19 protein-coding genes are annotated in these 23,357 nt (G+C 69.9%); 18 read left to right on the top strand and 1 reads right to left on the bottom strand.

Annotated elements, in window-relative coordinates; translation table 11 throughout:
- Positions 1 to 19 precede the first annotated feature (19 nt).
- From ftsL to ON34_RS09305, 13 genes are all read left to right on the top strand, one after another.
- Complete coding sequence (ftsL, locus tag ON34_RS09245; protein WP_040776877.1) at positions 20 to 805, top strand: cell division protein FtsL; 786 nt, start codon at positions 20 to 22, stop codon at positions 803 to 805.
- A 131-nt stretch (positions 806 to 936) separates the two neighbouring features.
- Complete coding sequence (locus ON34_RS09250) at positions 937 to 2,700, top strand: peptidoglycan D,D-transpeptidase FtsI family protein (RefSeq protein WP_040777025.1); 1,764 nt, start codon at positions 937 to 939, stop codon at positions 2,698 to 2,700.
- 301 nt (positions 2,701 to 3,001) lie between these two features.
- The gene (locus tag ON34_RS09255; protein ID WP_083889254.1) at positions 3,002 to 4,585 is read left to right on the top strand and encodes a UDP-N-acetylmuramoyl-L-alanyl-D-glutamate--2,6-diaminopimelate ligase; all 1,584 of its coding nucleotides are present in this window, start codon (positions 3,002 to 3,004) and stop codon (positions 4,583 to 4,585) included.
- Positions 4,582 to 6,120: a UDP-N-acetylmuramoyl-tripeptide--D-alanyl-D-alanine ligase gene (locus ON34_RS09260; protein WP_051022302.1), complete on the top strand. Its 1,539-nt coding sequence runs from the start codon at positions 4,582 to 4,584 to the stop codon at positions 6,118 to 6,120. Before ON34_RS09255 ends, ON34_RS09260 begins: the two co-directional genes overlap by 4 nt.
- The gene (gene mraY / locus ON34_RS09265; RefSeq protein ID WP_040776879.1) at positions 6,117 to 7,193 is read left to right on the top strand and encodes a phospho-N-acetylmuramoyl-pentapeptide-transferase; all 1,077 of its coding nucleotides are present in this window, start codon (positions 6,117 to 6,119) and stop codon (positions 7,191 to 7,193) included. The genes ON34_RS09260 and mraY overlap by 4 nt, the downstream gene beginning before the upstream one ends.
- Before the next feature lie 47 nt (positions 7,194 to 7,240).
- Positions 7,241 to 8,683 carry a UDP-N-acetylmuramoyl-L-alanine--D-glutamate ligase gene (gene murD / locus ON34_RS09270; RefSeq protein WP_040776882.1) on the top strand — a complete coding sequence of 481 codons (1,443 nt, stop codon included), beginning with the start codon at positions 7,241 to 7,243 and terminating at the stop codon, positions 8,681 to 8,683.
- The gene (gene ftsW / locus ON34_RS09275) at positions 8,680 to 10,119 is read left to right on the top strand and encodes a putative lipid II flippase FtsW (protein WP_040776885.1); all 1,440 of its coding nucleotides are present in this window, start codon (positions 8,680 to 8,682) and stop codon (positions 10,117 to 10,119) included. The genes murD and ftsW overlap by 4 nt, the downstream gene beginning before the upstream one ends.
- On the top strand, positions 10,065 to 11,228 hold the full coding sequence (gene murG / locus ON34_RS09280) for an undecaprenyldiphospho-muramoylpentapeptide beta-N-acetylglucosaminyltransferase (protein ID WP_051022303.1): 1,164 nt from the start codon (positions 10,065 to 10,067) through the stop codon (positions 11,226 to 11,228). The genes ftsW and murG overlap by 55 nt, the downstream gene beginning before the upstream one ends.
- A gap of 41 nt (positions 11,229 to 11,269) precedes the next feature.
- Positions 11,270 to 12,709, top strand: a complete 1,440-nt coding sequence (gene murC / locus ON34_RS09285) for a UDP-N-acetylmuramate--L-alanine ligase (protein ID WP_245547955.1) — start codon at positions 11,270 to 11,272, stop codon at positions 12,707 to 12,709.
- A gap of 6 nt (positions 12,710 to 12,715) precedes the next feature.
- Entirely contained in the window at positions 12,716 to 13,438 is a 723-nt protein-coding gene (locus tag ON34_RS09290; protein ID WP_373291891.1) for a cell division protein FtsQ/DivIB, read from the top strand.
- 349 nt (positions 13,439 to 13,787) lie between these two features.
- Positions 13,788 to 15,032 (top strand): cell division protein FtsZ, encoded by a 1,245-nt coding sequence (ftsZ, locus tag ON34_RS09295; protein ID WP_040776891.1) that lies wholly within the window; start codon positions 13,788 to 13,790, stop codon positions 15,030 to 15,032.
- 210 nt (positions 15,033 to 15,242) lie between these two features.
- Complete coding sequence (gene pgeF / locus ON34_RS09300) at positions 15,243 to 15,971, top strand: peptidoglycan editing factor PgeF (RefSeq protein ID WP_040776894.1); 729 nt, start codon at positions 15,243 to 15,245, stop codon at positions 15,969 to 15,971.
- A complete protein-coding gene (locus ON34_RS09305) occupies positions 15,968 to 16,753 on the top strand; it encodes a YggS family pyridoxal phosphate-dependent enzyme (RefSeq protein WP_040776896.1) in 786 nt (261 codons plus the stop codon). The genes pgeF and ON34_RS09305 overlap by 4 nt, the downstream gene beginning before the upstream one ends.
- Before the next feature lie 64 nt (positions 16,754 to 16,817).
- Here ON34_RS09305 and ON34_RS36740 read toward each other — a convergent pair whose 3' ends face one another.
- The gene (locus ON34_RS36740; protein ID WP_169333853.1) at positions 16,818 to 16,991 is read right to left on the bottom strand and encodes a hypothetical protein; all 174 of its coding nucleotides are present in this window, start codon (positions 16,989 to 16,991) and stop codon (positions 16,818 to 16,820) included.
- 114 nt (positions 16,992 to 17,105) lie between these two features.
- Here ON34_RS36740 and ON34_RS09315 point away from each other — a divergent pair, with 114 nt between their 5' ends.
- From ON34_RS09315 to ileS, 5 genes are all read left to right on the top strand, one after another.
- On the top strand, positions 17,106 to 17,888 hold the full coding sequence (locus ON34_RS09315; protein WP_040776900.1) for a cell division protein SepF: 783 nt from the start codon (positions 17,106 to 17,108) through the stop codon (positions 17,886 to 17,888).
- Positions 17,889 to 17,977: 89 nt separating this feature from the next.
- Positions 17,978 to 18,280, top strand: a complete 303-nt coding sequence (locus ON34_RS09320) for a YggT family protein (protein WP_040733487.1) — start codon at positions 17,978 to 17,980, stop codon at positions 18,278 to 18,280.
- Positions 18,281 to 18,349: 69 nt separating this feature from the next.
- On the top strand, positions 18,350 to 19,204 hold the full coding sequence (gene wag31 / locus ON34_RS09325; protein ID WP_040776904.1) for a DivIVA-like cell division protein Wag31: 855 nt from the start codon (positions 18,350 to 18,352) through the stop codon (positions 19,202 to 19,204).
- Between the two features lie 77 nt (positions 19,205 to 19,281).
- Positions 19,282 to 19,482 (top strand): hypothetical protein, encoded by a 201-nt coding sequence (locus ON34_RS09330; RefSeq protein ID WP_040777039.1) that lies wholly within the window; start codon positions 19,282 to 19,284, stop codon positions 19,480 to 19,482.
- A gap of 287 nt (positions 19,483 to 19,769) precedes the next feature.
- On the top strand, positions 19,770 to 22,904 hold the full coding sequence (gene ileS, locus ON34_RS09335) for an isoleucine--tRNA ligase (protein ID WP_040776907.1): 3,135 nt from the start codon (positions 19,770 to 19,772) through the stop codon (positions 22,902 to 22,904).
- Positions 22,905 to 23,357 lie beyond the last annotated feature (453 nt).

The raw sequence follows: 23,357 nt of genomic DNA on the forward strand, positions 1-23,357 counted from the left end.
GCGCGGAGGAGGGGAACCGATGAGCGTGCGGACACGGACCGTCGAAGCGCCGGGCCGGGTCGCCCGGCGGGTCCACGATGCCGAGCGGGTGAAATCCGGTGCCGCGCAGCGTGCCTATGCGCGGCGGCGGATGCGTGCCGAGAACGGTTCGGAGAGCGCCTTTCTGCCCGCCGTGCGGCGCTCGGCGATGGCCGCGCGCATCCCCTTCGTCACGGCGCTCATCGCGCTGCTCGGCTGCGGTCTTGCGCTCACCTTGCTGCTGACCACCCGCGCCGCCGAAGACAGCTACCAGCTCGGCGACGCACGGGCCACCAACCGGCGGCTGGCCGACGAGCGCGCCGCGCTGCAGCGCGAAGTGGAAGCCGCCGATTCGGCCCCCGAACTGGCCGCGCGAGCGCGGGAACTCGGCATGATCCCGGCCAAGGACCCGGCCCGCCTGCTCGTCGGCCCGGACGGCTCGGTCACGGTCATCGGCAAGCCGAGCCCGGCCCAGGGCACCCCGGCGCCGCCGCTGAACGCGCCTTCCCCGTCGCGCGCGGCCATGGGCGAACGGGTGGTCCCGGTCACCACCACGCCTGGCGCCCCGGCGCAGGGGCGTCCGAACACCGGGGCGCAGAACAGCGTTCCGGTGAACGCCGCGCCCACACCGGGGAACCCCGCACCGGCGTCGCCTTCGCCGGTCGACCCGCCGCAGGCAGGTCCGTCCGCCGAACCTGCCGCGCCACCGGCGGGCACACCGCAGGCAGACGCTGCTCTGCCGCAGGCACCGCAGCAGCAGGGCGTACCCGGCGGAGTGCCGCGGTGACGCATCCGAGGCAAGCGCAGCGCCGCCGCCGCGGCCCCTCCGCCCCCAGGGCCGCGGGTAGGCCCCGCCAGGCCCCGGTGTCCGTCTCGGACGGTCCGCTCCGGCTGCGCCTCGGCGTCGGACGGGTGGTCATGCTGGTCGCGCTCGCCGTGGTCGCGCTGCAACTGCTGTGGGTGCAGAGCGTCGCGGCGCCGGGACTGTCGGCGCAGGCGGCCAGCCAGCGCACCACGCATCAGCCGGACCCGGCGATCCGCGGGCCGATCACCGACCGCAACGGCAAGTCGCTGGCGTTTACCATCGCCGCGAAAGCCTTGACCTTCCAACCGGTCCGGGTTCGCCAGGAACTGGCGGACGCCAAGGCCAAGAACGACAAGGCGCCCGACCCGGACGAACGGCTGCGCGCCATCGCGCGCACCATCCACGAAAAGGTCGGCAAGGACGCGCCTGCGGAAGCGGACCTGCTGGCGAAGTTGCGCAGCGACGAGCCGTTCGTGTACTTGGCGCGCAATGTCGATCCGCGTATCGCGGGTGAGATCACCGAACGGTTCTCCCAGGTCGGCTCGGAGCAGCAGAGCATCCGGGTTTATCCCGGCGGCTCGCTGGCGGCGAACGTCGTCGGCGCCACCGGCTGGGACGGCCACGGCCAGGTCGGGCTGGAATCGTCGCTGGACTCGGTGCTGGCCGGCACCGACGGGTCGCACACCTACGATCGCGGCTCCGACGGCGCGGTCATCCCCGGCAGCTGGCGGGACGAACAGCCCGCGGTCAACGGGTCGGCCGTCGAGCTGACGCTGGATTCGGACCTGCAGTACTACGTGCAGCAACAGGTCCAGCAGGCGAAGGACGTCTCCGGAGCGGGCTCCGCCTCGGCGGTCGTCCTGGACGCCAAGACCGGACAGGTCCTGGCGATGGCCAACGACAACACCTTCAACCCGGCGCTGGGACCGCAGAAGTGGGCCGGGGCCGATCTGAGCAATCCGTCGGTCACGGACGTGTTCGAACCCGGTTCGGTGAACAAGATCGTCACGGCGGCCGCGGCCATCGAGTACGGCTTGACCGATCCCGACGAGGTCGTGCAGGTTCCCAGCGCGATCCAGATGGCGGGGGTCACCGTGCACGACGCGTGGTCACACGATGTCGAGCCGTACACCACCACGGGGATCTTCGGCCGATCCTCGAACGTGGGCACGCTCCTGCTGGCACAGCGGGTGGGAGAGAACCGCTTCGCCGACATGGCGCACCGGTTCGGGCTCGGCCAGCGCACGGGGATCGGCCTGCCGGGGGAGAGCGCTGGACTGATGCCGGACCGCGACCAATGGTCCGGCGGCACGTTCGCGAATCTCCCCATCGGGCAAGGTCTTTCGATGACGACCTTGCAGATGGCCAGTATGTACCAGGCGATCGCCAATGACGGTGTCCGCATCCCGCCCCGCATCGTCCGCGCCCAGATCGCGCCGGACGGCACCCGCACCGAGGAGACCCAGCCGGACGGAGTGCGGGTGGTGAGCCCGCAGACCGCGGTCACATTGCGGACGATGTTCCAGGCGGTCGTGCAGCGCGACCCGCTGAACGCCAACCAGAACGGCACCGGATGGCCCGCGGCCGTCACGGGCTACCAGGTGGCGGGCAAGACCGGTACCGCGCAGAAGGTGGACCCGAACTGCCGGTGCTATTCCACGTCGTCGTTCTGGATCACGTTCGCGGGCATGGTTCCCGCGGACAATCCGCGCTACGTGATCGGGCTCATGCTCGATGCCCCGGTCCGCAGTTCGGACGGCAGCGGCGGCGGATCGGTGGCTCCGCTGTTCCACAACATCGCCTCCTGGGCGTTGCAGCGGGACCGCGTTCCGCCGTCGCCGCAACCGTCCCGGCGGTTCGTGCTCCAGGCGGGGTGATCCGACCGCTCCCTCGGCGTGCGGCCTGCGTGATCGGTAAGAAGGCATCGGCACTGTGCACAGGAAACGGCAGGTGGGCGACGTGTGCGCGACGTCGCGGGGGTCGGCGATCGGCCGTGCCCGGCGCGGTCCGGCTCCGCGGCGTTCGACCGGCGCGTGGCGTGCTCCGGACCGGGCGAGCGAACCCGTAGGGTGCGGTGGGCGAGGTGCCCGGCTTTGCGGTGGGGCGCATGGTCCCGCTGTGACCGGTCGCCGGTAACCTGACACGTCGATCGATGCCCTCGAAAGGAGCCTGGTTTCTGTGCAGTCCGGTCAACCGCGCGCATTGCGGCCAGAGCATTCGCCGTCGACGCCGCTGGCGTCGCTGGCCGCCGCCATCGGTGCGGCGACGAGCCCCGCGACGGCCGCGCGCGGCGTCTCGGTCACCGGCATCGAGCAGCGTTCGGATGCCGTGCTGCCCGGCGATCTGTTCGCCGCGCTGCCCGGCGCCCGCTCGCACGGCGCGCGTTTCGCGCGGGACGCCGTAGCGCGCGGCGCGGTCGCGGTGCTGACCGACGCGGCGGGTGCGGACCTGGCCGGGTCCCTCGAGGTGCCGGTCTTGATCCGGGAGGACCCGAGGGCGGTACTCGGCGAATTGTCCGCGGCGATCTACGGCAATCCGTCCGAGCGGCTGCGCATCGTCGGGATCACCGGAACCTCCGGCAAGACGACGACCTCCTATCTGGTCGAGGCGGGACTGGCCGCCGCGGGACTGTCCACCGCGCTGATCGGCACCATCGAGACCAGGATCGGCGGCAGGCGGGTGCCGAGCGCGCTCACCACGCCCGAGGCGCCGCAGTTGCACGCGATGTTCGCGCTCATGGTCGAGCAAGGCGTGGACGCGGTGGTGATGGAGGTCTCCAGCCACGCGCTGGCGCTGGGCCGGGTGGACGGGGTGCGGTTCGCGGTCGGCGCGTTCACCAATTTGTCCCAGGACCATCTGGATTTCCACGCCGACTTCGAGGACTACTTCGCCGCGAAACGCAAACTGTTCGAGCCGGATTCGCCTGTCGCGGCGCGCACCGCCGTGATCTGCGTGGACGACGAGTGGGGACGGCGGCTGGCCGCCGGGCTCGTGCGCCCGGTCACCGTGTCGACCGCCCGCTCGGCCGCGTGGAGCGTCTCCGGCGCGGTCTCGGCGCACGGCGGCGAGCAGGACTTCATCGCTTCCGGTCCGCACGGGGATGTCGCTGTGCGCCTGCGACTTCCCGGCCACTACAACATCGCCAACGGCTTGCTCGCCGTCGCCGTGTGCGCGGCCGCGGGGGTCGAGCCGTCGGTCGCCGCGCCCGCGCTGGCCACCGTGGACGTGCCCGGCCGAATGCAGCGGGTGGAACGCGGACAGGACTTCCTGGCGATCGTCGACTACGCGCACAAGCCGGCCGCGCTGGAATCCGTGATCGCCACGCTGCGTGGGCATCTCGCGGCGGACACCGGGGGACGGCTCGCGGTGGTCGTCGGCGCGGGCGGCGACCGCGACGCGGCCAAGCGGCCGCTGATGGGCGCGGCGGGCGCACGGGGGGCCGACCTGCTGATCATCACCGACGACAATCCGCGTACCGAGGACCCGGCGGCGATCCGCGCCGCCATGCGCTCGGGCGCGCTCGAGGTGCCCGAGGCCGAGCGCGGCGAAGTGCGCGAGATCGGTGATCGGGCGGCGGCGATCGAGGCCGCGGTGGACTGGGCGCGCCCCGGTGACGCCGTGCTGATCGCGGGCAAGGGACATGAGGCAGGGCAGGAGATCCAGGGCGTGAAGCATCCGTTCGACGACCGCGACGTTCTCGCGGCCGCATTGGAAAGACGCAGTCCGCAAGGAAACCACGCGGAGGACTTGACGGTTTCATGATCGAGATGACACTGCGGGAGATCGCGGACGTCGTGGGCGGTACGCTGCACGACGTCGCAGACCCGGAGGTGCGAGTGACCGGCGCGGTCGAATTCGATTCGCGCCGAATCGGTTCCGGCGACCTGTTCCTGGCGCTGCCGGGCGAGCGCGCGGACGGGCACGACTACGCCGGTGCGGCCGTCGCCGCGGGCGCGGTGGCGGTGCTGGCGGCGCGGCCGGTAGGCGTGCCCGCCATCGTGGTCACGCCCGACCGCGCTGCCCTGCCGTCGAATTCGGTTGCCTTGAGCCATGATTCGGACGGCTCCGGCGCCGCCGTGCTCACCGCGCTCGCGGCGCTGGCGCGGGCGAGCGTGTCGCGCCTGGTCGACGGCGGGCTGACCGTCGTCGGCGTCACCGGCTCGTCCGGCAAGACCTCGACCAAGGATCTGCTGGCCGCCGTGCTCGCTCCGCTGGGCCCGGTGGTGGCGCCGCCGGGTTCGTTCAACAACGAACTCGGTCACCCGTGGACCGCGCTGCGCGCCGACGCGACCACCCGTTTCCTCGTGCTCGAGCTGTCCGCGCGCGGTCCGGGGCATATCGCCGCACTGGCCGAGGTCGCGCCACCGAGCATCGGCGTGGTGCTCAACGTCGGCACCGCGCATCTCGGCGAGTTCGGCAGCCGCGAGGCCATCGCGAAGACCAAAGGCGAGCTGGTCGAGGCGCTGCCGCCGACCGGGCTGGCCGTGCTCAATGCCGACGACCTCCAGGTCGCCGCCATGGCGGCGCGCACGTCCGCGCGGGTGGTGACGGTCGGGCAGGCCGGCGCCGCCGACATCCGCGCCACCGACATCCGCCTCGACGATCAGGCCCGCGCCGCGTTCACCGTGCACACGCCCGCGGGCAGCGCCCCGGTGCGACTGGCCGTCCACGGCGAGCACCAGGTCGGCAACGCGCTGTCGGCGATCGCGGTCGCGCTGGAATGCGGCGCGGATCTGGATACCGCGGTGGCGGCGCTGTCCGGCGCGCGCGCGGCTTCGGCCCGCCGGATGGACGTGCGAACCACCGCCGACGGGATCACCGTCGTCAACGACTCCTACAACGCCAACCCGGATTCGGTCCGTGCCGCGCTCAAAGCGTTGGTGAGCATGGCCCGGGCGGGCGAGGCGCCGCGGCGCAGCTGGGCGGTGCTCGGCGAGATGGCCGAGCTCGGCGAGGAATCGGTCATCGAACACGACGCCATCGGCCGCCTCGCGGTGCGGTTGGACGTCAGCCGCGTAGTCGTCGTCGGAACCGGGCGGCCCGCCCGCGCGCTGCATCAGGGAGCCGTGATGGAAGGGTCGTGGGGCGAGGAATCGGTGCTGGTACCGGACATCGAGGCGGCGATCGCCCTGCTCGACGAGGAACTCGCGGCGGGTGACGTGGTGCTGGTCAAGGCATCGAAGTCGGTGGGCCTGTGGGAGGTCGCCGAGCATCTGACCGACCCGGGCGCCGTGGCCGCACGCCGCGGCCTCCCGGCGAACGGCGGGGTGGGACAGGACACGGAGGCAGCAGGATGAGACAGATTCTCTTCGCCGCGGCGATCGCGCTGACGGTCTCGATCCTGCTCACCCCGCTGTTGATCCGTTTGTTCGCCAAGCAGGGTTTCGGACAGGAGATCCGGGTCGACGGCCCCGCCAGTCACCAAGCCAAGCGCGGCACCCCCACCATGGGCGGCGTCGCGATCCTGGTCGGCATGTGGGCCGGGTACCTGGGCTCGCATCTGATCGGCATCGGCTACAACGCCGATGGACCCTCGGCGTCGGCGATGCTGGTGCTCGGGCTGGCCACGGCGCTCGGCGCGGTGGGCTTCATCGACGACTTCATCAAGATCCGCAAGCAACGCAACCTGGGCCTGACCGCGGCGGGCAAGTACCTCGGCCAGCTGTCGGCGGCCGTGCTCTTCGGCGTGCTCGCGTTGCAGTTCAAGGGCGGCAGCGGGCTCACACCGGCCAGCAGGCACCTGTCCTACGTGCGCGACATCAGCACGGTGACCATGGGCGTGGTCGTCTTCCTGGTGTTCGTGTGCTTCGTGGTGGTCGCCTGGTCCAACGCGGTGAACCTCACCGACGGTTTGGACGGGCTGGCCGCTGGATCGATGAGCCTCGTGCTCGGCGGGTACGTGATCATCACCTTCTGGCAGTACTACCACGCCTGCGAGACCAAGCCGGAGACCGGTTGCTACAACGTGCGCGATCCGCTGGATCTGGCTCTGGTCTGCGCCGCGGGCGCCGCGGCCTGCGTCGGGTTCCTCTGGTGGAACGCGGCCCCGGCCAAGATCTTCATGGGTGACACCGGTTCGCTCGCGCTCGGCGGCCTGCTCGCCGGACTGTCCATCACCACCAGGACCGAGCTGCTGATGATCGTCATCGGCGCGCTGTTCGTCGCCGAGACGGCGTCGGTGGTGCTGCAGGTCGCGGTCTTCCGCACGACCCGCAACCGGCTGTTCAAGATGGCGCCGTTCCACCATCACTTCGAGCTCAGCAAATGGGCCGAGACCACGGTGATCATCAGATTCTGGCTGCTGGCCGCGATGGCCTCCGCCGTCGGGCTCGGGCTGTTCTACAGCGAATACCTCTCCGCGGTCGGGTGAACGAGATGGTCGAACATTCTCCGCGGGCCCTGCGTTCACCAGGGCCCATGCTCGAATTCCTGCGCGGCCGGGACGTCCTGGTCGCGGGCTGGGGCGTGTCCGGGCGCTCGCTGGTCGAGCCGCTGCGCGACATCGGCGCGCGTCCGGTGGTCACCGACGGCGGCGCGGCCGCGCTGGCCGAGGCCGCCGGGCTCGGCCTGGACGTGGCCACCTGCACGGAGCTGGAGTCCGCGGACTGGAGCCGGTTCGCGCTGGTGATCACCAGCCCCGGCTGGCGGCCGGACTCGCCGGTGCTGGCCTCCGCGGTGGCCGAGGGCACCCCGGTGTGGGGTGACGTCGAGTTCGCCTGGTGGGTCGATCAGGCCAGGATCTACGGCCCGGTCCGCAAATGGCTGGTCATCACCGGCACCAACGGCAAGACCACGACCACGCAGATGACCCACTCGATCCTGCGCGCCGCGGGTGTCGCCAGCGTCGCCTGCGGCAACATCGGCCTCCCGATCCTGGACGCGTTGCGGCGCAATCCCGGGCCGCAGGTGCTCGCGGTCGAGCTCTCGTCGTTCCAGCTGCACTGGGCGCCGTCCGTGCGGCCGGAGGCGGGCGTGGTGCTCAACGTGGCCGAGGATCACCTGGATTGGCACGGCGGCTTGGACGCCTACGCCGCGGCGAAGGCGCGCGCGCTGGTCGGCCGGGTCGGCGTGGTCGGCTTGGACGATCCTGTCGCGGCTTCGCTCGCCCGCAAGTCCAAGGCCCGCCGGACCGTGGGCTTCCGGGTGGGGGTGCCCGCCGACGGCGAACTCGGCGTGGTCGACGGCAAACTGCTCGACCGGGCGTTCACCAAGGCGGCGATCCTGGCCGAGGTCGCCGACATCAGCCCGCCCGGCCCCGCAGGCGTGGCCGACGCGCTCGCCGCCTCGGCGCTGACCAGGGCGATCGACGTCGCGCCGCAGTTCGTCCGGGAGGGGTTGATCGAGCACAAGGTCGGCCCGCACCGCGCCGCGTTCGTGCGCGAGCTGGCCGGGGTGGAGTTCATCGATGACTCCAAGGCCACCAACCCGCACGCCGCGCGCTCGTCGATCCTCGCGCATCCGCAGGTGATCTGGGTCGCCGGTGGCCAGCTCAAGGGCGCGCACGTCGAGGACCTGATCGAGGAGGTCGCCGACCGCTTGGTCGCGGCCGTGCTGATCGGCGCCGACGCGCCGGTGATCGCGACCGCGCTGGCGCGACACGCGCCCGAGGTCCCGGTCGTCGAGCTGGTCTCGGGAGACGATGCAGGGATGGGTGACGAAGCGTCGCGGCACGCCGCGGCCGACGCGGTGATGGCGCGCGCCGTGCGCGCGGCGGCCGGATTCGCCCGTCCCGGCGACACCGTGCTGCTGGCTCCCGCCGCCGCGTCGCTGGACATGTTCGCCGATTACACGCACCGGGGCCGCAGCTTCGCCGCGGCGGTGCACGCCCTGGAAGACGGTGACATCGGACGGCGGCTATGACGGAAGCGGCGCGGCGCAAGCGCGAGTCGGTCCCTAAATTCTGGGCCTGGCTGGCGCGGCCGCTCGCGTCGTTCCATCTGGTGGTCACCATCGCCACCCTGCTCACCGTGCTCGGGCTGGTGATGGTGCTGTCGGCCTCCAGCGTCGAGGCGTACGCCGACGGCGGATCGGCCTACTCGCTGTTCATCCAGCAGGCCATGTTCGCCGTGATCGGTACGGTGCTGTTCTATCTGGCGCTGCGCATTCCCCTGCGCAGGCTGCGGCAGTGGTCGTTCCCGCTGTTCGCGCTCTCGGTGCTCGCGCTGCTGCTGGTGCTCATTCCCGGCATCGGCTCACAGGTGCAGGGCGCGCGCCGCTGGCTGGTGCTCGGACCGGTCTCGGTGCAGCCGTCGGAGATCGTGAAGGTGACGCTGGTGGTGTGGGGCGCGCACCTGCTGGCCTCACGCAGAGCCGAGCGTGCGAGCTTGAAGGACGTCCTGGTTCCGCTGGTGCCCGCGGGTCTGCTGGTGTGCCTGCTCGTCGTGCTGCAACCGAACCTGTCCACCACGATCGCGCTGGGTGTGGTGCTCGCGGCGCTGCTGTGGTTCGGCGGCCTGCCGGTGCGCCTGTTCGTGACGATCGCGCTGTCCGGTGTGATCGCCGCCGGGGTGCTCGCGCTGTCGGCGGGCTATCGCTCCGATCGCATGCGCGCGTTCTTCAACCCCGGCGACGACCCGCAGGGCATCAACTACCAGGCGCGTCAGGCGCTGTACTCGCTGGCCGACGGCGGCATCTGGGGGCGCGGGCTCGGGCAGAGCCGGGCCAAATGGAGCTACCTGCCCAACTCGCACAACGACTTCATCTTCGCGATCATCGGCGAGGAACTCGGCTATCTGGGCTGCGCGCTGGTACTCGGCCTGTTCGCGCTGTTCGTCTACACCGGCCTGCGCATCGCGGCCCGCTCGGTGGACCCTTTCCTGCGGCTGCTCACCGCCACCGCGACGACCTGGATCACCTCGCAGGCGCTGATCAACATCGGGTACGTCGTCGGCCTGCTCCCGGTGACCGGCCTGCAGCTGCCGCTGGTCTCCGCGGGTGGATCGTCGCTGGCCATCACGCTGTTCATGTTCGGCATCATCGCGAACGCGGCCAGGCACGAGCCGGAGGCGGTGGCGGCGCTGCACGCCGGACAGGACGGTCGCTTCAGTAGGCTGTTGCGGTTGCCCAAACCCGAGGTGTACGCACCGGCACGGGCCGCGGCGCGGCGCGGCCGTGCGCCGAGACCGGCCGACCGCGGACCGTCGGCGCTGCCGACGGGCAGGCGCGGGCGGTACGGTAGCGAACCGCCGCGGCGCCGGTCGCCGGAGAGCCGCGGCACCAGTTCGGCGCGCGCCACCAGGGCATGGGAACCCAGCTATCCGGTCAATCACGCAAGGGAACGAGGAAGATCCAGGTGATCTCGGTAATCGTCGCGGGCGGCGGCACAGCGGGCCACATCGAACCGGCACTGGCGGTGGCCGACGCGTTGCGGCGGCTCGACGATTCGATCCGGGTGACGGCGCTGGGCACCGAGCGCGGATTGGAGACCCGCCTGATTCCCGATCGCGGCTATCCGCTCGAGCTGATCCCGCCGGTTCCGCTGCCGCGCAAGCCCACGACCGATCTGCTGCGGTTACCCGGACGGGTCCGCGCGTCGGTGGCCGCCACCAGGGCGGTTATCGACGCCGTCGAGGCCGACGTGATCATCGGTTTCGGCGGATACGTGGCGCTGCCCGCGTACTTGGCCGCGGGTCCTGGCGTGCTGCGTCGTCGGCGCGCGGTTCCGGTGGTGGTGCACGAGGCCAACGCCAAGGCGGGTATCGCGAACGAGGTCGGCGCGCGCCGCGCCGCCCGCGTGCTGGCCGCCGTTCCGAATTCGGGCTTGCCGAACGCCCAGGTCGTCGGCATTCCGGTGCGCGAGTCGATCACGGGACTGGACCGCGCGGCGCTGCGCGCCGAGGCACGCGCCCACTTCGGCCTGCCCGCCGAGGGGCCGGTGCTGCTGGTCTTCGGCGGTTCGCAGGGCGCGCGAACCCTGAACGAGGCGATGTCCGCGGCCGCGCCGCAGCTTGCCGCCGCGGGGATCTCGGTGTTGCACGCGCACGGTCCGAAGAACACGCTCGAGCTGGGTGACGCCGCCGCGTCCGGTGCCGACGGCGCCCGCTACGTGGCGGTGCCCTACCTCTCCCGGATGGATCTCGCCTACGCCGCCGCCGACGCCGTGGTCTGCCGGTCGGGCGCTATGACCGTCGCGGAGGTCTCCGCGGTGGGACTGCCCGCGTTCTACGTGCCGCTGCCGCACGGCAACGGGGAGCAGGAGCTCAACGCCCGCCCGGTGGTCGGCCAGGGCGGTGGCAGAATTGTCCCCGATTCCGAGTTGACGCCGAAGTATGTGATCGATGAGGTGATTCCGCTGCTGATGGACCCCGCACGGCTGATCGAGATGGGCCGGGCCGCCGCGGGCGCCGGGCACCGCGACGCCGCCGACGAGGTGGCGCGGATCGCGCGGGAGGTGGCGCGCCGGTGAACGAACGGACGGCTCTGCCGCCGGAGCTGGCGCGCGTGCACATGGTCGGCATCGGCGGGGCCGGAATGTCGGGTATCGCCCGGATTCTGCTCGCCCGCGGTGGTGCTGTGTCGGGGTCGGACGCCAAGGAGAGCCGCGGTGTGCTCGCGCTGCGGGCGCGGGGCGCGCAGGTGCGGATCGGGCACGACGCGACCGCGCTCGACCTGCTGCCCGGCGGCCCGACCGCGGTGGTCACCACGTACGCGGCCATTCCGAAGACCAATCCGGAACTGGTCGAGGCCAATCGGCGCGACATCCCGGTGCTGCTGCGCCCCACGGTGCTCGCCTCGCTGATGCAGGGGCATCGCACCCTGCTCGTTTCCGGCACGCACGGCAAGACCTCGACCACCTCGATGCTCATCGTGTCGTTGCAGCACTGCGGTGTCGACCCGTCCTTCGCGGTGGGCGGCGAGTTGAACGAGGCGGGCACCAATGCCCACCACGGCACCGGCGACATCTTCGTGGCCGAGGCGGACGAGAGCGACGGGTCGCTGCTGCAGTACGAGCCGGACATCGCCGTGGTCACCAACATCGAGTCCGACCACTTGGACTTCTTCGGCTCCGACGAGGCCTACGTGCAGGTCTTCGACGATTTCGCCGACCGGCTCGCCGCGGGCGGCCTGCTCGTGGTGTGCCTGGACGACCCGGGCTCGCGGGCATTGGCCGAACGGGTCGGCACGCGTTTGGCGGAGAAGAACGTCCAGGTCCTCGGGTACGGATCCGGCGATCTCGCCGACGCCCCGGTCCCGGTGGGCGCCCGGCTGCACAGCTGGGAGCCGCGTGACGTCGGCGGAATCGCGCAGTTCCAGCTCGCCGACGAGGCCGCGCCGCGCGCCGTGCGACTCGCCGTGCCTGGCAGGCACATGGCGCTCAACGCGCTCGGCGCCCTGCTCGCCGCCCGCGCGACCGGCGCCGACGTCGGCGAGATCATCCAGGGTTTGGAGGGTTTCGGCGGCGTGCACCGCCGCTTCCAGTTCGCCGGACGGGAGAACGGCGTGCGCGTCTTCGACGACTACGCCCACCACCCGACCGAGGTACGGGCCGTGCTCGGCGCCGCAGCCGAACTGGTCCAGCAGGAGGCCCGCGACGGCGCCCGGTCCAGGCAGGGGCGGGTCATCGTGGTCTTCCAGCCACACCTCTACAGCCGCACCGCGACCTTCGCGGAGGACTTCGGTGCCGCGCTGAGCCTGGCCGACGAGGTCGTGGTGCTCGACGTCTACGGCGCGCGGGAGAAGCCGCTGCCCGGCGTGAACGGCGGGCTGGTCGCGCAGGCGGTCACGAAACCGGTGCACTACCAGCCGGACATGTCCCGGGTGGGCCGTCAGGTCGCGGGTTTGGCGCTGCCGGGCGACGTGGTGATCACCATGGGCGCCGGTGACGTGACGATGCTCGGCGGCCAGATTCTCGACGGACTTCGGGCGCGTCCCCAGCACGGACGGTGACCCGGCGTGCGCGGGGTCGGGTCGGCGCGCGAGGCCGGGCGCCGCGCGAGTGATCGGTTCGCCGCGGTGGATTGGCGCCGAATTCGGTTGTGGGGCTTGCTGACCGCGTGCGTCCTCGTGGCGGTCGGGGTAGGCGCGTGGTACTCGCCGGTGCTGTCGGTGCGTACCGTGCGGATCGAGGGAACGGTAGCGGTGCCCGAGCAGCAGGTGCGCGATCTACTCGAAATCCCGTCCGGCCGCTCCATACTGCGCATCGACACCACCGCCATCGCGCGGCGGGTGGTGACCATTCCGAAGGTGCGCATGGCGCGGGTGCAGCGGGTTTTCCCGTCCACGGTTCGGGTTACGGTCGTCGAGCGCGTCCCGGTGTTGTTCTATGACAGTCCCGAGGGCGCGCATCTGCTCGACGCGGAGGGCGTGGAATTCGCCGTCGAACCCACGCCGATCGGTGTGCCGAAGTTGATCACCGATCATCCGGGCGGCGCGGATCCGGTGACCGCCGCGGCGGTGTCGGTTCTGGCCGTTGTCCCGCCCGCGCTTGCCATTCAGGTGGACGAGGTTGTGGCACGGTCGATTTCGGATATCTCGCTGAATCTCCAGGACGGCCGGACGGTTCTGTGGGGCGGGACGGCCGACGGCGAACGGAAGTCGGCGGTGGTGTTGCCGCTGCTGACGCGCCCGGGAACGGTGTTCGATGTTTCGAGTCCCAATCTGGTCACGGTAAAGTGATCCACACCCTTTGCGCCCAGGGAATTTTCGACGGCCCGGCAGCGGTCGGCGTCGAGGACGGGGCCGGGGGGCAACCGTTCACCATACGACGTGTGGAGCGGCGAGACGAGCGGGATCACGCAAGATTCTGGCTCTCGTTTCGGCGCGCCTGCGCGCGTATCGCGGCGGCTGCGAATAGCGTTCCGCACCAGTCGGATACTTGACATAACGCTAACCCTATGGTTGAGCTTTAGGGTTTGCCCGCGCCGCGGTTCGCTCCCTGCAGCGACCCGACCCCCGGACGGGTCGAAAGGCGGCGTGCCGGGAATCCGGAAACGACAGGCTTTAGATCGAAGGAAGGCGAGAGCCCATGACGCCCCCGCACAACTACCTTGCGGTGATCAAGGTCGTCGGTATCGGCGGCGGCGGTGTGAATGCCGTCAACCGGATGATCGAGCAGGGACTCAAAGGTGTCGAGTTCATCGCGGTCAACACCGACGCCCAAGCGCTGCTGATGAGCGACGCCGACGTCAAGCTCGACGTCGGTCGGGAGCTGACCCGCGGTCTCGGCGCCGGTGCCGACCCCGAGGTCGGCCGCAAAGCCGCCGAGGACCACAAGGACGAGATCGAAGAGGTGCTCAAGGGCGCCGACATGGTCTTCGTGACCGCGGGCGAGGGCGGCGGCACCGGCACCGGTGGCGCTCCGGTCGTCGCGCAGATCGCGCGCAAGCTCGGCGCGCTCACCATCGGCGTGGTCACCCGCCCGTTCTCGTTCGAGGGCAAGCGGCGCGGCAATCAGGCCGAGGTGGGCATCAACCTGTTGCGCGAGTCGTGCGACACGCTGATCGTCATTCCGAACGACCGGCTGCTGCAGCTCGGCGACGCGGCGGTGAGCCTGATGGACGCGTTCCGTTCCGCCGACGAGGTGCTGCTCAACGGTGTGCAGGGCATCACCGACCTGATCACCACCCCCGGTCTGATCAATGTCGACTTCGCCGACGTCAAGAGCGTGATGTCCGGCGCGGGCAGCGCGCTGATGGGCATCGGTTCGGCGCGCGGCGAGGGCCGCTCGGTGAAGGCGGCCGAGGCGGCGATCAACTCGCCCCTGCTCGAGGCGTCCATGGACGGTGCGCACGGGGTGCTGCTGTCCATCGCGGGCGGTTCGGACCTGGGTCTGTTCGAGATCAACGAGGCCGCGTCGCTGGTGCAGGAGGCCGCGCACATCGAGGCCAACATCATCTTCGGCACGGTGATCGACGACTCGCTCGGCGACGAGGTCCGCGTCACCGTGATCGCCGCGGGCTTCGACGGCGGCGGCCCGGCCCGGCGCACCTTCGACGCCGCGAGCCGGGGCACCATCGGTTCGGCACGCTCAGGTGAGATCGGGCATCGAAGCGTGGGCGAGATCTCGGCGCGCGGCACCGACAGCTCGGCGAGCACGCCGGGCACCAGCACCTCCAGCCGCGGGGCGGTGCCGAGTTACCGGGACACCGAACGGCCGCGCACCGTGGCGGAGCCGACCGGGACGACCACTCCCCGGTCGTCCGTCACGCCCCAGGGCGACGACGACGATGACGACGACGTGGACGTGCCGTCGTTCATGCGCAGGGGCTGACCCTGCGGGATCGGTTCCGGTGCGGGCCGGGACCGAGTCGCCGTCGCGGTGCCGCCGTGCCGTACTACGGCTACCGACAAGCGATTTCAACGGCACAGCTGCCGCGCCTCGGCGGCAGCGCGCTCGGCAACCGAGCGGTACGCCGCCCGCGTTTCGGCCTCTACCTGGGCATTCCGTCACCGTTCTCGGACCGCCGTTAGGCTCGTCGCCATGACAGTTGTGCCGACTACGACCGTTCGACGGGTCACCACGACCAGGGCCGGTGGCTACTCGGTGCCACCCTACGACTCGTTCAATCTCGGCGATCACGTCGGCGACGATCCCGTAGCGGTACGGCGCAACCGCGATCGGCTGGCGCAGGGAATCGGCCTGCCGCCCGAGCGCCTGGTCTGGATGGAGCAGATCCACGGCCGCTCGGTCGAAATCGTCGACGGCCCGCGCGCCGAGCCCGTCCCCGCCACCGACGCTCTCGTGACCACCGTCCCCGGACTCGCGCTGGTCGTGCTGTCCGCCGACTGCGTGCCGATTCTGCTGTCCGACGACGAGGCGGGCGTGATCGCCGCGGTGCACGCCGGGCGCGTCGGCGCCCGCATCGGCATCGTGCCGCGCGTGCTGGAGGCCATGGTGTCGGCCGGTGCGCGCCTGGATCGCGTCGGCGCCTTTCTCGGGCCCGCTGCCTCCGGCCGCCAGTACGAGGTCCCCGCCGCGATGCGCGACGACGTCGAAGCACATCTGCCGGGAAGCGCGACAACGACCGTCCGTGGCACCCCCGGGCTCGATCTGCGTGCGGGCATCGCCAGGCAGCTGCGCGAGGCCGGTGTCGCCGGGATCGCCGTCGACCCCCGCTGCACCATCGAGGACCGCACGCTGTTCAGCCATCGCCGCGGCGCGCCGACCGGCCGGATCGCGGGGGTGATCTGGATGGAGGTCACCGCATGAGGGAGCGAACCATCGACGCGGCCGCCGGGGCCGAGACGGCGGCGGCGGGCGAGCCGCTCGCGGCCAGGACCGCCGAGCTGTCCGCCAACCTGGGCGGGCTGCTGGCGCGGATCGACGCGGCCTGTCGCGCGGCTGGACGCGCACCGGAGGCGGTGCGGCTGCTGCCGGTGACGAAGTTCTTCCCCGCCTCGGACGTGGCGATCCTGCATCGGCTCGGGCGGCGTGAGTTCGGGGAGTCCAGGGAGCAGGAGGCGTCCGCCAAGGTGGCGGCACTGCGTGAGCAAGACCTCACCGGCATCCACTGGCACATGATCGGGCGGCTGCAGCGGAACAAAGCGCGGGCCGTGGCCCGGTGGGCGCACACCGTCCACTCGGTCGACAGCGAACGGCTGGCAACCGCACTGGACGCCGGTGCGCAGGCGGCGCTGGAGGCGGGGGAGCGTACCGAACCGGTCCGGGTGTTGCTCCAGGTGAGCCTGGATGACGACCCCGGGCGCGGCGGTGTGGCGGAGGGTGATCTCGCCGCGCTCGCCGAACGGGTCGCGGCCGCGCCGGGATTGTATTTGTCGGGTCTGATGGCGATTCCGCCCTTGGGGGCTGAGTGTGATGCGGCATTTGCACGACTTGCGACGTTGCACACTCGATTGCTCGCCGATCATCCGGACGCGCGAGAGCTTTCCGCGGGAATGTCCGGTGATCTGGAATCCGCGATCGAACACGGTTCGACGGTTGTGCGTGTCGGTACTGCCTTGATGGGTGCGCGCCCGATAACCTCGGCGTAGCAAAGAAACCTCATCAGTCACATTCGACACATATGCTGGGAACTGACGAGGGCTGAGCAAGACTTCAACACCCGGCCGCCACCGGGGCCGAAGGAAGGTCGACCAGAATGAGCGAGCGCAGCGAGCGAGTAATCGACGCAGCCACCATCGTGGTCATGAGCGCGCCTGACAGCGAGGTGCGGTCCGCAGTGAGTGAGCGCAGCGAGCGAATCATCGACACAGCCACGAGCGTGGTCATGAGCGCTCCGAGCGGCAGCGAGGTGCGGTCCGCAGTGAGTGAGCGCAGCGAGCGAATCATCGACACAGCCACGAGCGTGGTCATGAGCGCTCCGAGCGGCAGCGAGGTGCGCTCATGAGCACGCTGCACAAGTTCAAGGCGTACTTCGGCATGGTTCCGCTCGAGGATTACGAAGACGACTACGTCGACGATCGCGCCCCCCGGGGTGTGGACGAGCGTGGTGCTCGCCGACCCCGGCCCCGTGACTACTCCGAGCGCGACGGCTATGTCGACCGCTACGGCGAGGATCGGTACGGCGCAGACCGTTTCGACGACGTCGACTACCCCGAGCCCGCCTACAAGTCGCCGTACAAGCCGGGATACTCGGTGCCGCGGCGCGACGACTACGCCGACGAGCCCTACGGTGACGACCGCTACGAGGCGCCGCGGCGTCCCACCCGGATCGACTCCGGCCCCTCCGGCCGGTTCCGGGCGGGCGGGAGCGCGCCGACCCTGCGCGGCGCCACCCGTGGCGCGCTCGCCGTCGATCCCGAGGCCGAGGCGCGCAGGCTGGAGGAGCGCGTGCGTCCCGAGCCCGCCCCGGTGCGGCGGCCCGGGATCTTCGAGGACGGAGGCCCCTTGTCCAAGATCACGACGCTGCGCCCGCGCGACTACAGCGAGGCCCGGATCATCGGCGAACGCTTCCGTGAGGGCAACCCGGTGATCATGGACTTGGTGGATCTGAGCAACGCCGACGCCAAGCGGCTGGTCGACTTCGCCGCCGGTCTGGCCTTCGCCCTGCGCGGATCGTTCGACAAGGTGGCGACGAAAGTGTTCCTGCTCTCACCGGCGGATGTCGACGTATCAGCCGAAGAACGTAGACGGATCGCGGAAACCGGCTTCTACAACCAGAAATAAGCTCGTGATCTGGGGGGTGGAGCAGACCGGTCGCACGTCCTGGGGCGCGGTCATTTTGCGCGACGCGATTTTTACGGCAGAGTGAAGTCGTGGCCTTGTTCGCGGTGCTGTACTTCGTACTGTTCATCTTCTGGCTGTTGCTGATCAGCCGGGTGATCGTCGAGTTCATCCGTAGCTTTGCCCGAGACTGGCGTCCTACCGGTGTCGTGGTCGTCATCCTCGAGGTGATCTTCACGATCACCGACCCACCGGTGAAACTCCTGAGGCGGTTGATCCCCCCGGTGTCTCTGGGGGGAATTCGCCTGGATCTGTCGATAATGGTCCTGCTTTTCATCGTGTTCATCCTGATGTCGATCGTGGGCAGGCTCGGGCAACCGGTAGCTCCGGTGTGACAGAATGGGCCGTGTAGACAGCTTGCTAGATCTGCTAGATCTCCAAAAGACGCGTGAAGGGATCCTTCCATGCCGCTGACCCCAGCCGATGTGCACAACGTCGCGTTCAGCAAACCGCCGATCGGGAAGCGCGGCTACAACGAGGATGAAGTCGACGCGTTCCTGGATCTCGTGGAGCAGGAGCTCTCGCGTCTGATCGAGGAGAACGCCGACCTGCGCCAGCGGGTCGCCGAACTCGACGCGGAACTGGCCGACGCCAAGAAGAATCGCGGCCCCGCCGTGGCGAGCACGGTGAAAGCGCCGGTACCGCAGGCTCCTCCGCCGCAGCCGGAGCCGATCAAGCCGCCGGTCCCGGCCGCGCCGCCTGCGCCGATGCCCGCCGCGCCGATGGCCAAGGACGTCAGCGCCGACGCGAATTTGCAGGCCGCCAAGGTGCTCAGCCTCGCCCAGGAGATGGCGGATCGGCTGACCAGCGACGCGAAGGCCGAAGCGGAGAGTTTGCTGTCGAATGCCAGGGCGAATTCCGAGCGACTGGTCGGCGACGCGCGGACGCGCTCGGAGGCCATGATCGCCGACGCCCGCCAGAAGTCGGACGCGATGCTGTCGGACGCGCAGACCCGCTCGGACAACCAGTTGCGCCAGGCCAAGGAGAAGGCCGACGCGTTGCAGGCCGACGCCGAGCGCAAGCACACCGAGATCATGGCGACCATCACCCAGCAGCGCACCGTGCTGGAGAGCCGGATCGAGCAGCTCAAGACGTTCGAGCGGGAATACCGGGTGCGGTTGAAGTCGTACCTGGAGTCGCAGCTCGAGGAGCTGGAGAACCGCGGCTCGGCCGTCCCGGTCGACGGCGGCGAAGCGTTCGCCGACGCCAACACGGCGAACAACCTCGCGCCCGCCTCGTTCGCCAAGGGCGGCAAGTAGCACGGCGCGCCCCGGCGCAGCGGTCCGTTCACCGCTAGGGGATCGGTCGAGCCGCCCGGCATGCCTTGGGGGTCATCATGCTCGTCTTGACACTCGCCCTTGCCGCGATCGGTTTCGCCCTGCTCGTGGCCGCGCTCACCACGGGATCGGTGCTCTGGGCGTGGGGGTGCATCGTGGTCTGCGTCATCGGTGCTGTGCTTTTGCTGGTCAGTGCCCTGTCCATGCGGAGTGCGGATGGTGATGCCCCGCCGCCTCCTGGTCGTCATGCCAAACGGTGAAGCGGGCCGAGCTCTGACCTGCCTCGCAAAACTGAGTTGACCGCGCTGGCTAGAATCAAACCTGAATACGGCGTCGATCCGGCTATCACCGGGGAGCCTTCGGAAGAACGGCGGCACGACCCTCGGGCCTGGCGCTCAGTAGAACCGAACGGGTGAGCCCGTCACAGCTCGCGAATGAGAGGTCCGGCGGTTTGCCGGACAAGCGGGGTGGTACCGCGGTTGCGGCGCACCGGGCGCCGTCATCGTCCCCGTGCCAATCGGACACGGCACGAGGAGACGCATCCGCCATGGCGGACCACACTTCCAGCAACAGCGCGTACCCGCGCGTCGACCTGGGCGTCGGCAACGGGACGTCGTTCCCCGAGATGGAGCGCCGCGTGCTCGACGCGTGGGCGGCCGCCGACACCTTCCGCACCAGCATCGAAAACCGTTCCGGCGCAGCGGAGTTCGTCTTCTATGACGGCCCGCCCTTTGCCAACGGTCTGCCGCATTACGGACATTTGCTCACCGGATACGTCAAGGACGTCGTCCCGCGTTTCCAGACCATGCGCGGTAAGCGGGTCGACCGGCGATTCGGCTGGGACTGTCACGGATTGCCCGCGGAAATCGAAGCCGAAAAGCAGCTCGGTATAACGGACAAATCACAGATCGACGCGATGGGCCTCGCGGAATTCAACGCCGCCTGCAAATCGTCGGTACTGCGCTATACCGGGGAATGGCGCGATTACGTGACACGTCAGGCCCGCTGGGTCGACTTCGACAACGACTACAAGACCCTGGATACCGACTTCATGGAGTCGGTGATGTGGGCATTCAAGTCGCTCTACGACAAAGGCCTCATCTATCAGGGCTTCCGGGTCCTGCCGTACAGCTGGTACGAGCAGACCCCGCTGTCGAATCAGGAGACCCGCCTCGACGACGCGTACAAGATGCGCCAGGACCCGGCGGTCACCGTCGACATGGCGCTGCGGGTGCCGGGCGAGCACCCGCTGCACGACCTCGACGGGGCCAACGCGCTGATCTGGACCACCACGCCGTGGACGCTGCCGTCGAACCTGGCGATCGCGGTGCATCCCGAGTTCACGTACGTGCACGTGCGCGGCAAGGACGGCAAGCGGTACCTGCTTGCCGCCGAACGCGTCTCGCATTACGCCCGCGAGTTCGGCGAGGAACCGGAAGTGCTGTCGGAACATCTCGGCGCGGCACTGGCCGGGCTGCGCTACGAGCCGCCGTTCGACTTCTTCGTCGGCCACCCGAACGCGCACCGCGTACTGAACGCCGACTACGTCACCACCGACTCCGGAACCGGCGTCGTGCACCTCGCACCGGCATTCGGTGAGGAGGACATGGAGGTCGCGACCGCGCACGGCATCGAGCTGGTGCAGCCGCTGGATCCCGGCGGCAAGTTCACCTCGATGGTCCCGCCGTACGAGGGACTGATGGTGTTCGACGCCAACCCGGTGATCATCAAGGATCTGAAGGCCGCGGGAAAGCTCTTGCGGCACGAGACGATCGAGCACTCCTACCCGCACAGCTGGCGCTCCGGGCAACCGCTGATCTACATGGCCGTGCCGTCCTGGTTCGTCGCGGTCACCAAGTTCCGCGAACGCATGGTCGAACTGAACAAGCAGATCACCTGGGTGCCCGAGCACATCAGAGACGGCCAGTTCGGCAAGTGGCTGGAGGGCGCGCGGGACTGGAACATCAGCCGCAACCGCTACTGGGGCAGCCCGATCCCGGTGTGGGTGTCCGACGATCCGGCGTACCCGCGCGTGGACGTGTACGGCTCGCTGGACGAGCTGGAACGTGACTTCGGCGTGCGCCCGGCCGATCTGCACCGTCCGATGATCGACGAGCTCACCCGGCCGAACCCGGACGATCCGACCGGCAAGTCGACCATGCGCCGGGTGCCGGAAGTGCTGGACTGCTGGTTCGAGTCCGGCTCCATGCCGTACGCCCAGGTGCACTACCCGTTCGAGAACAAGGAGTGGTTCGACAGCCACTTCCCTGGCGACTTCATCGTCGAGTACAACGGGCAGACCCGCGGCTGGTTCTACACGCTGCACGTGCTGGCGACCGCTCTGTTCGATTCGCCCGCGTTCAAAACTGTTGCGGCGCACGGTATCGTGCTCGGTGACGACGGCCTGAAGATGAGCAAGTCCAAGGGCAACTACCCGGACGTCAACGAGGTGTTCGACCGGGACGGGTCCGACGCCATGCGCTGGTTCCTGATGAGCTCGCCGATCCTGCGCGGCGGCAACCTCATCGTCACCGAGCGCGGCATCCGCGAGGGCGTCGGCCACGCGTTGCGGCCCCTGTGGAACGCCTGGACCTTCCTGCAGCTCTACGCGCCGAAGCCGGGGACATGGCGGACGGACTCGCCGCACGTGCTGGACCGCTACATCCTGGCGAAGCTGGCGCAGACCAGGGACGTCATCACCGAGACGCTGGAGGTCTACGACATCGCGGGCGCCTGCGAGGAGCTGCGCTCGTTCGCCGACGCGCTGACCAACTGGTATGTGCGCCGGTCGCGGTCGCGGTTCTGGAACGAGGACCGCGACGCGGTGGACACCCTGCACACCGTGCTCGAGGTGGTCACCCGGCTGGCCGCACCGCTGCTGCCGCTGATCACCGAGGTGATCTGGCGCGGGCTGACCGGGGGCGATTCGGTGCACCTGGCCGATTGGCCGAAGGAGGGCGAGCTGCCGGATGATCCGGAGCTGGTCGCCGCCATGGACGAGGTGCGGGTGGTGTGCTCGACGGTGCTGAGCCTTCGCAAGGCGCAGAACCTGCGGGTGCGGCTGCCGCTGGCCGAGGTCACCATCGCCGCGGCCGACGCCGAGCGGCTGGCGCCGTTCACCGACATCATCGCCGACGAGGTCAACGTCAAGAAAGTGGACCTGACCACCGACGTGGACGTGCACGGCCGTTTCGAGCTGGTGGTCAACGCCCGCGCCGCGGGTCCGCGCCTTGGCAAGGACGTGCAGACGGTGATCAAGGCGGTCAAGGCCGGTCAGTGGTCCGAGGGCGCCGACGGCGTGGTCGAGGCCGCCGGAATCGCGCTGCTGCCCGAGGAATACACCCAGCGCCTGGTCGCCGCCGAGCCGGAGTCCACCGCCGCGCTGCCCGGCAACGCGGGCCTGGTGGTGCTGAATTCCGTGGTCACCGAGGAGCTGGAGGCCGAGGGCTGGGCACGCGACCTGATCCGCGACCTCCAGGAGACCAGGAAGTCCTCCGGTCTCGACGTCTCCGACCGCATCAGCGTGGTCCTGGAGGTCCCCGCGGACCGGGCCGCGTGGGCCGAAACCCACCGCGACTTGATCGCGGGCGAGATCCTCGCCACCACACTGACCTTCGGGGACGCGGGCCCGGAGGCCGCCGATCTGGTCGGCGGCGTGCGGGCGAAGGTCACCAAGGTCTGAGCCGCCGGATTCCGAGGGGGTCGGGGCGGGGCCGGAAGGTCCCGCCCCGACTGCTGTTGGCCGGGGGCTCATGCAAACTGCTTTGATTTCCCCTTTCGCACAGGTCCGAATCGCCTGAAATGAGTGATATGGATCACATGCTGAGAATTTGCTGATTTCTCCCATTTGACCGAACCCCGGGAGACAATCGGCGATGTTGCTGCTGGTACGGAGGTGACTCCTGGGGCAGCAGTTTCGATTGTGATGTGCCTACCTGAACTGTGTCGCGTCCGGCGCGTATGCGCCAGGCACGGTCACCTGCCGTGTCCTGTGCTGAGGATGGCTGGTGCCGTGCGTTAGCCAGGGTCGCCGAACGGCGGCCCCGTCAACCCGGGCTAGGGAAGGGACGAGCACGTGCCGAGGAGATCGCTCCGCCGTATCGCACTCGCATTCTCGCTATCGATCATCGCGACT

It is taken from the genome of Nocardia pneumoniae NBRC 100136, from assembly GCF_000308755.1.
GTDB classification, from domain to species: Bacteria; Actinomycetota; Actinomycetes; order Mycobacteriales; family Mycobacteriaceae; genus Nocardia; species Nocardia pneumoniae.

Excerpts from the sequence above, each read along its gene's own strand:
- ftsW (WP_040776885.1), top strand. The coding sequence starts at position 8,680 with ATGACGGAAGCGGCGCGGCGCAAGCGCGAGTCGGTCCCTAAATTCTGG.
- ON34_RS09315 (WP_040776900.1), top strand. The coding sequence starts at position 17,106 with ATGAGCACGCTGCACAAGTTCAAGGCGTACTTCGGCATGGTTCCGCTC.
- ftsL (WP_040776877.1), top strand. The coding sequence starts at position 20 with ATGAGCGTGCGGACACGGACCGTCGAAGCGCCGGGCCGGGTCGCCCGG.
- pgeF (WP_040776894.1), top strand. The coding sequence starts at position 15,243 with ATGACAGTTGTGCCGACTACGACCGTTCGACGGGTCACCACGACCAGG.
- ileS (WP_040776907.1), top strand. The coding sequence starts at position 19,770 with ATGGCGGACCACACTTCCAGCAACAGCGCGTACCCGCGCGTCGACCTG.
- ON34_RS09330 (WP_040777039.1), top strand. The coding sequence starts at position 19,282 with ATGCTCGTCTTGACACTCGCCCTTGCCGCGATCGGTTTCGCCCTGCTC.
- ftsZ (WP_040776891.1), top strand. The coding sequence starts at position 13,788 with ATGACGCCCCCGCACAACTACCTTGCGGTGATCAAGGTCGTCGGTATC.
- ON34_RS09260 (WP_051022302.1), top strand. The coding sequence starts at position 4,582 with ATGATCGAGATGACACTGCGGGAGATCGCGGACGTCGTGGGCGGTACG.
- murD (WP_040776882.1), top strand. The coding sequence starts at position 7,241 with ATGCTCGAATTCCTGCGCGGCCGGGACGTCCTGGTCGCGGGCTGGGGC.
- mraY (WP_040776879.1), top strand. The coding sequence starts at position 6,117 with ATGAGACAGATTCTCTTCGCCGCGGCGATCGCGCTGACGGTCTCGATC.
- murC (WP_245547955.1), top strand. The coding sequence starts at position 11,270 with ATGGTCGGCATCGGCGGGGCCGGAATGTCGGGTATCGCCCGGATTCTG.
- wag31 (WP_040776904.1), top strand. The coding sequence starts at position 18,350 with ATGCCGCTGACCCCAGCCGATGTGCACAACGTCGCGTTCAGCAAACCG.
- ON34_RS09305 (WP_040776896.1), top strand. The coding sequence starts at position 15,968 with ATGAGGGAGCGAACCATCGACGCGGCCGCCGGGGCCGAGACGGCGGCG.
- ON34_RS09250 (WP_040777025.1), top strand. The coding sequence starts at position 937 with ATGCTGGTCGCGCTCGCCGTGGTCGCGCTGCAACTGCTGTGGGTGCAG.
- ON34_RS36740 (WP_169333853.1), bottom strand. The coding sequence starts at position 16,991 with ATGACCACGCTCGTGGCTGTGTCGATGATTCGCTCGCTGCGCTCACTC.
- murG (WP_051022303.1), top strand. The coding sequence starts at position 10,065 with ATGGGAACCCAGCTATCCGGTCAATCACGCAAGGGAACGAGGAAGATC.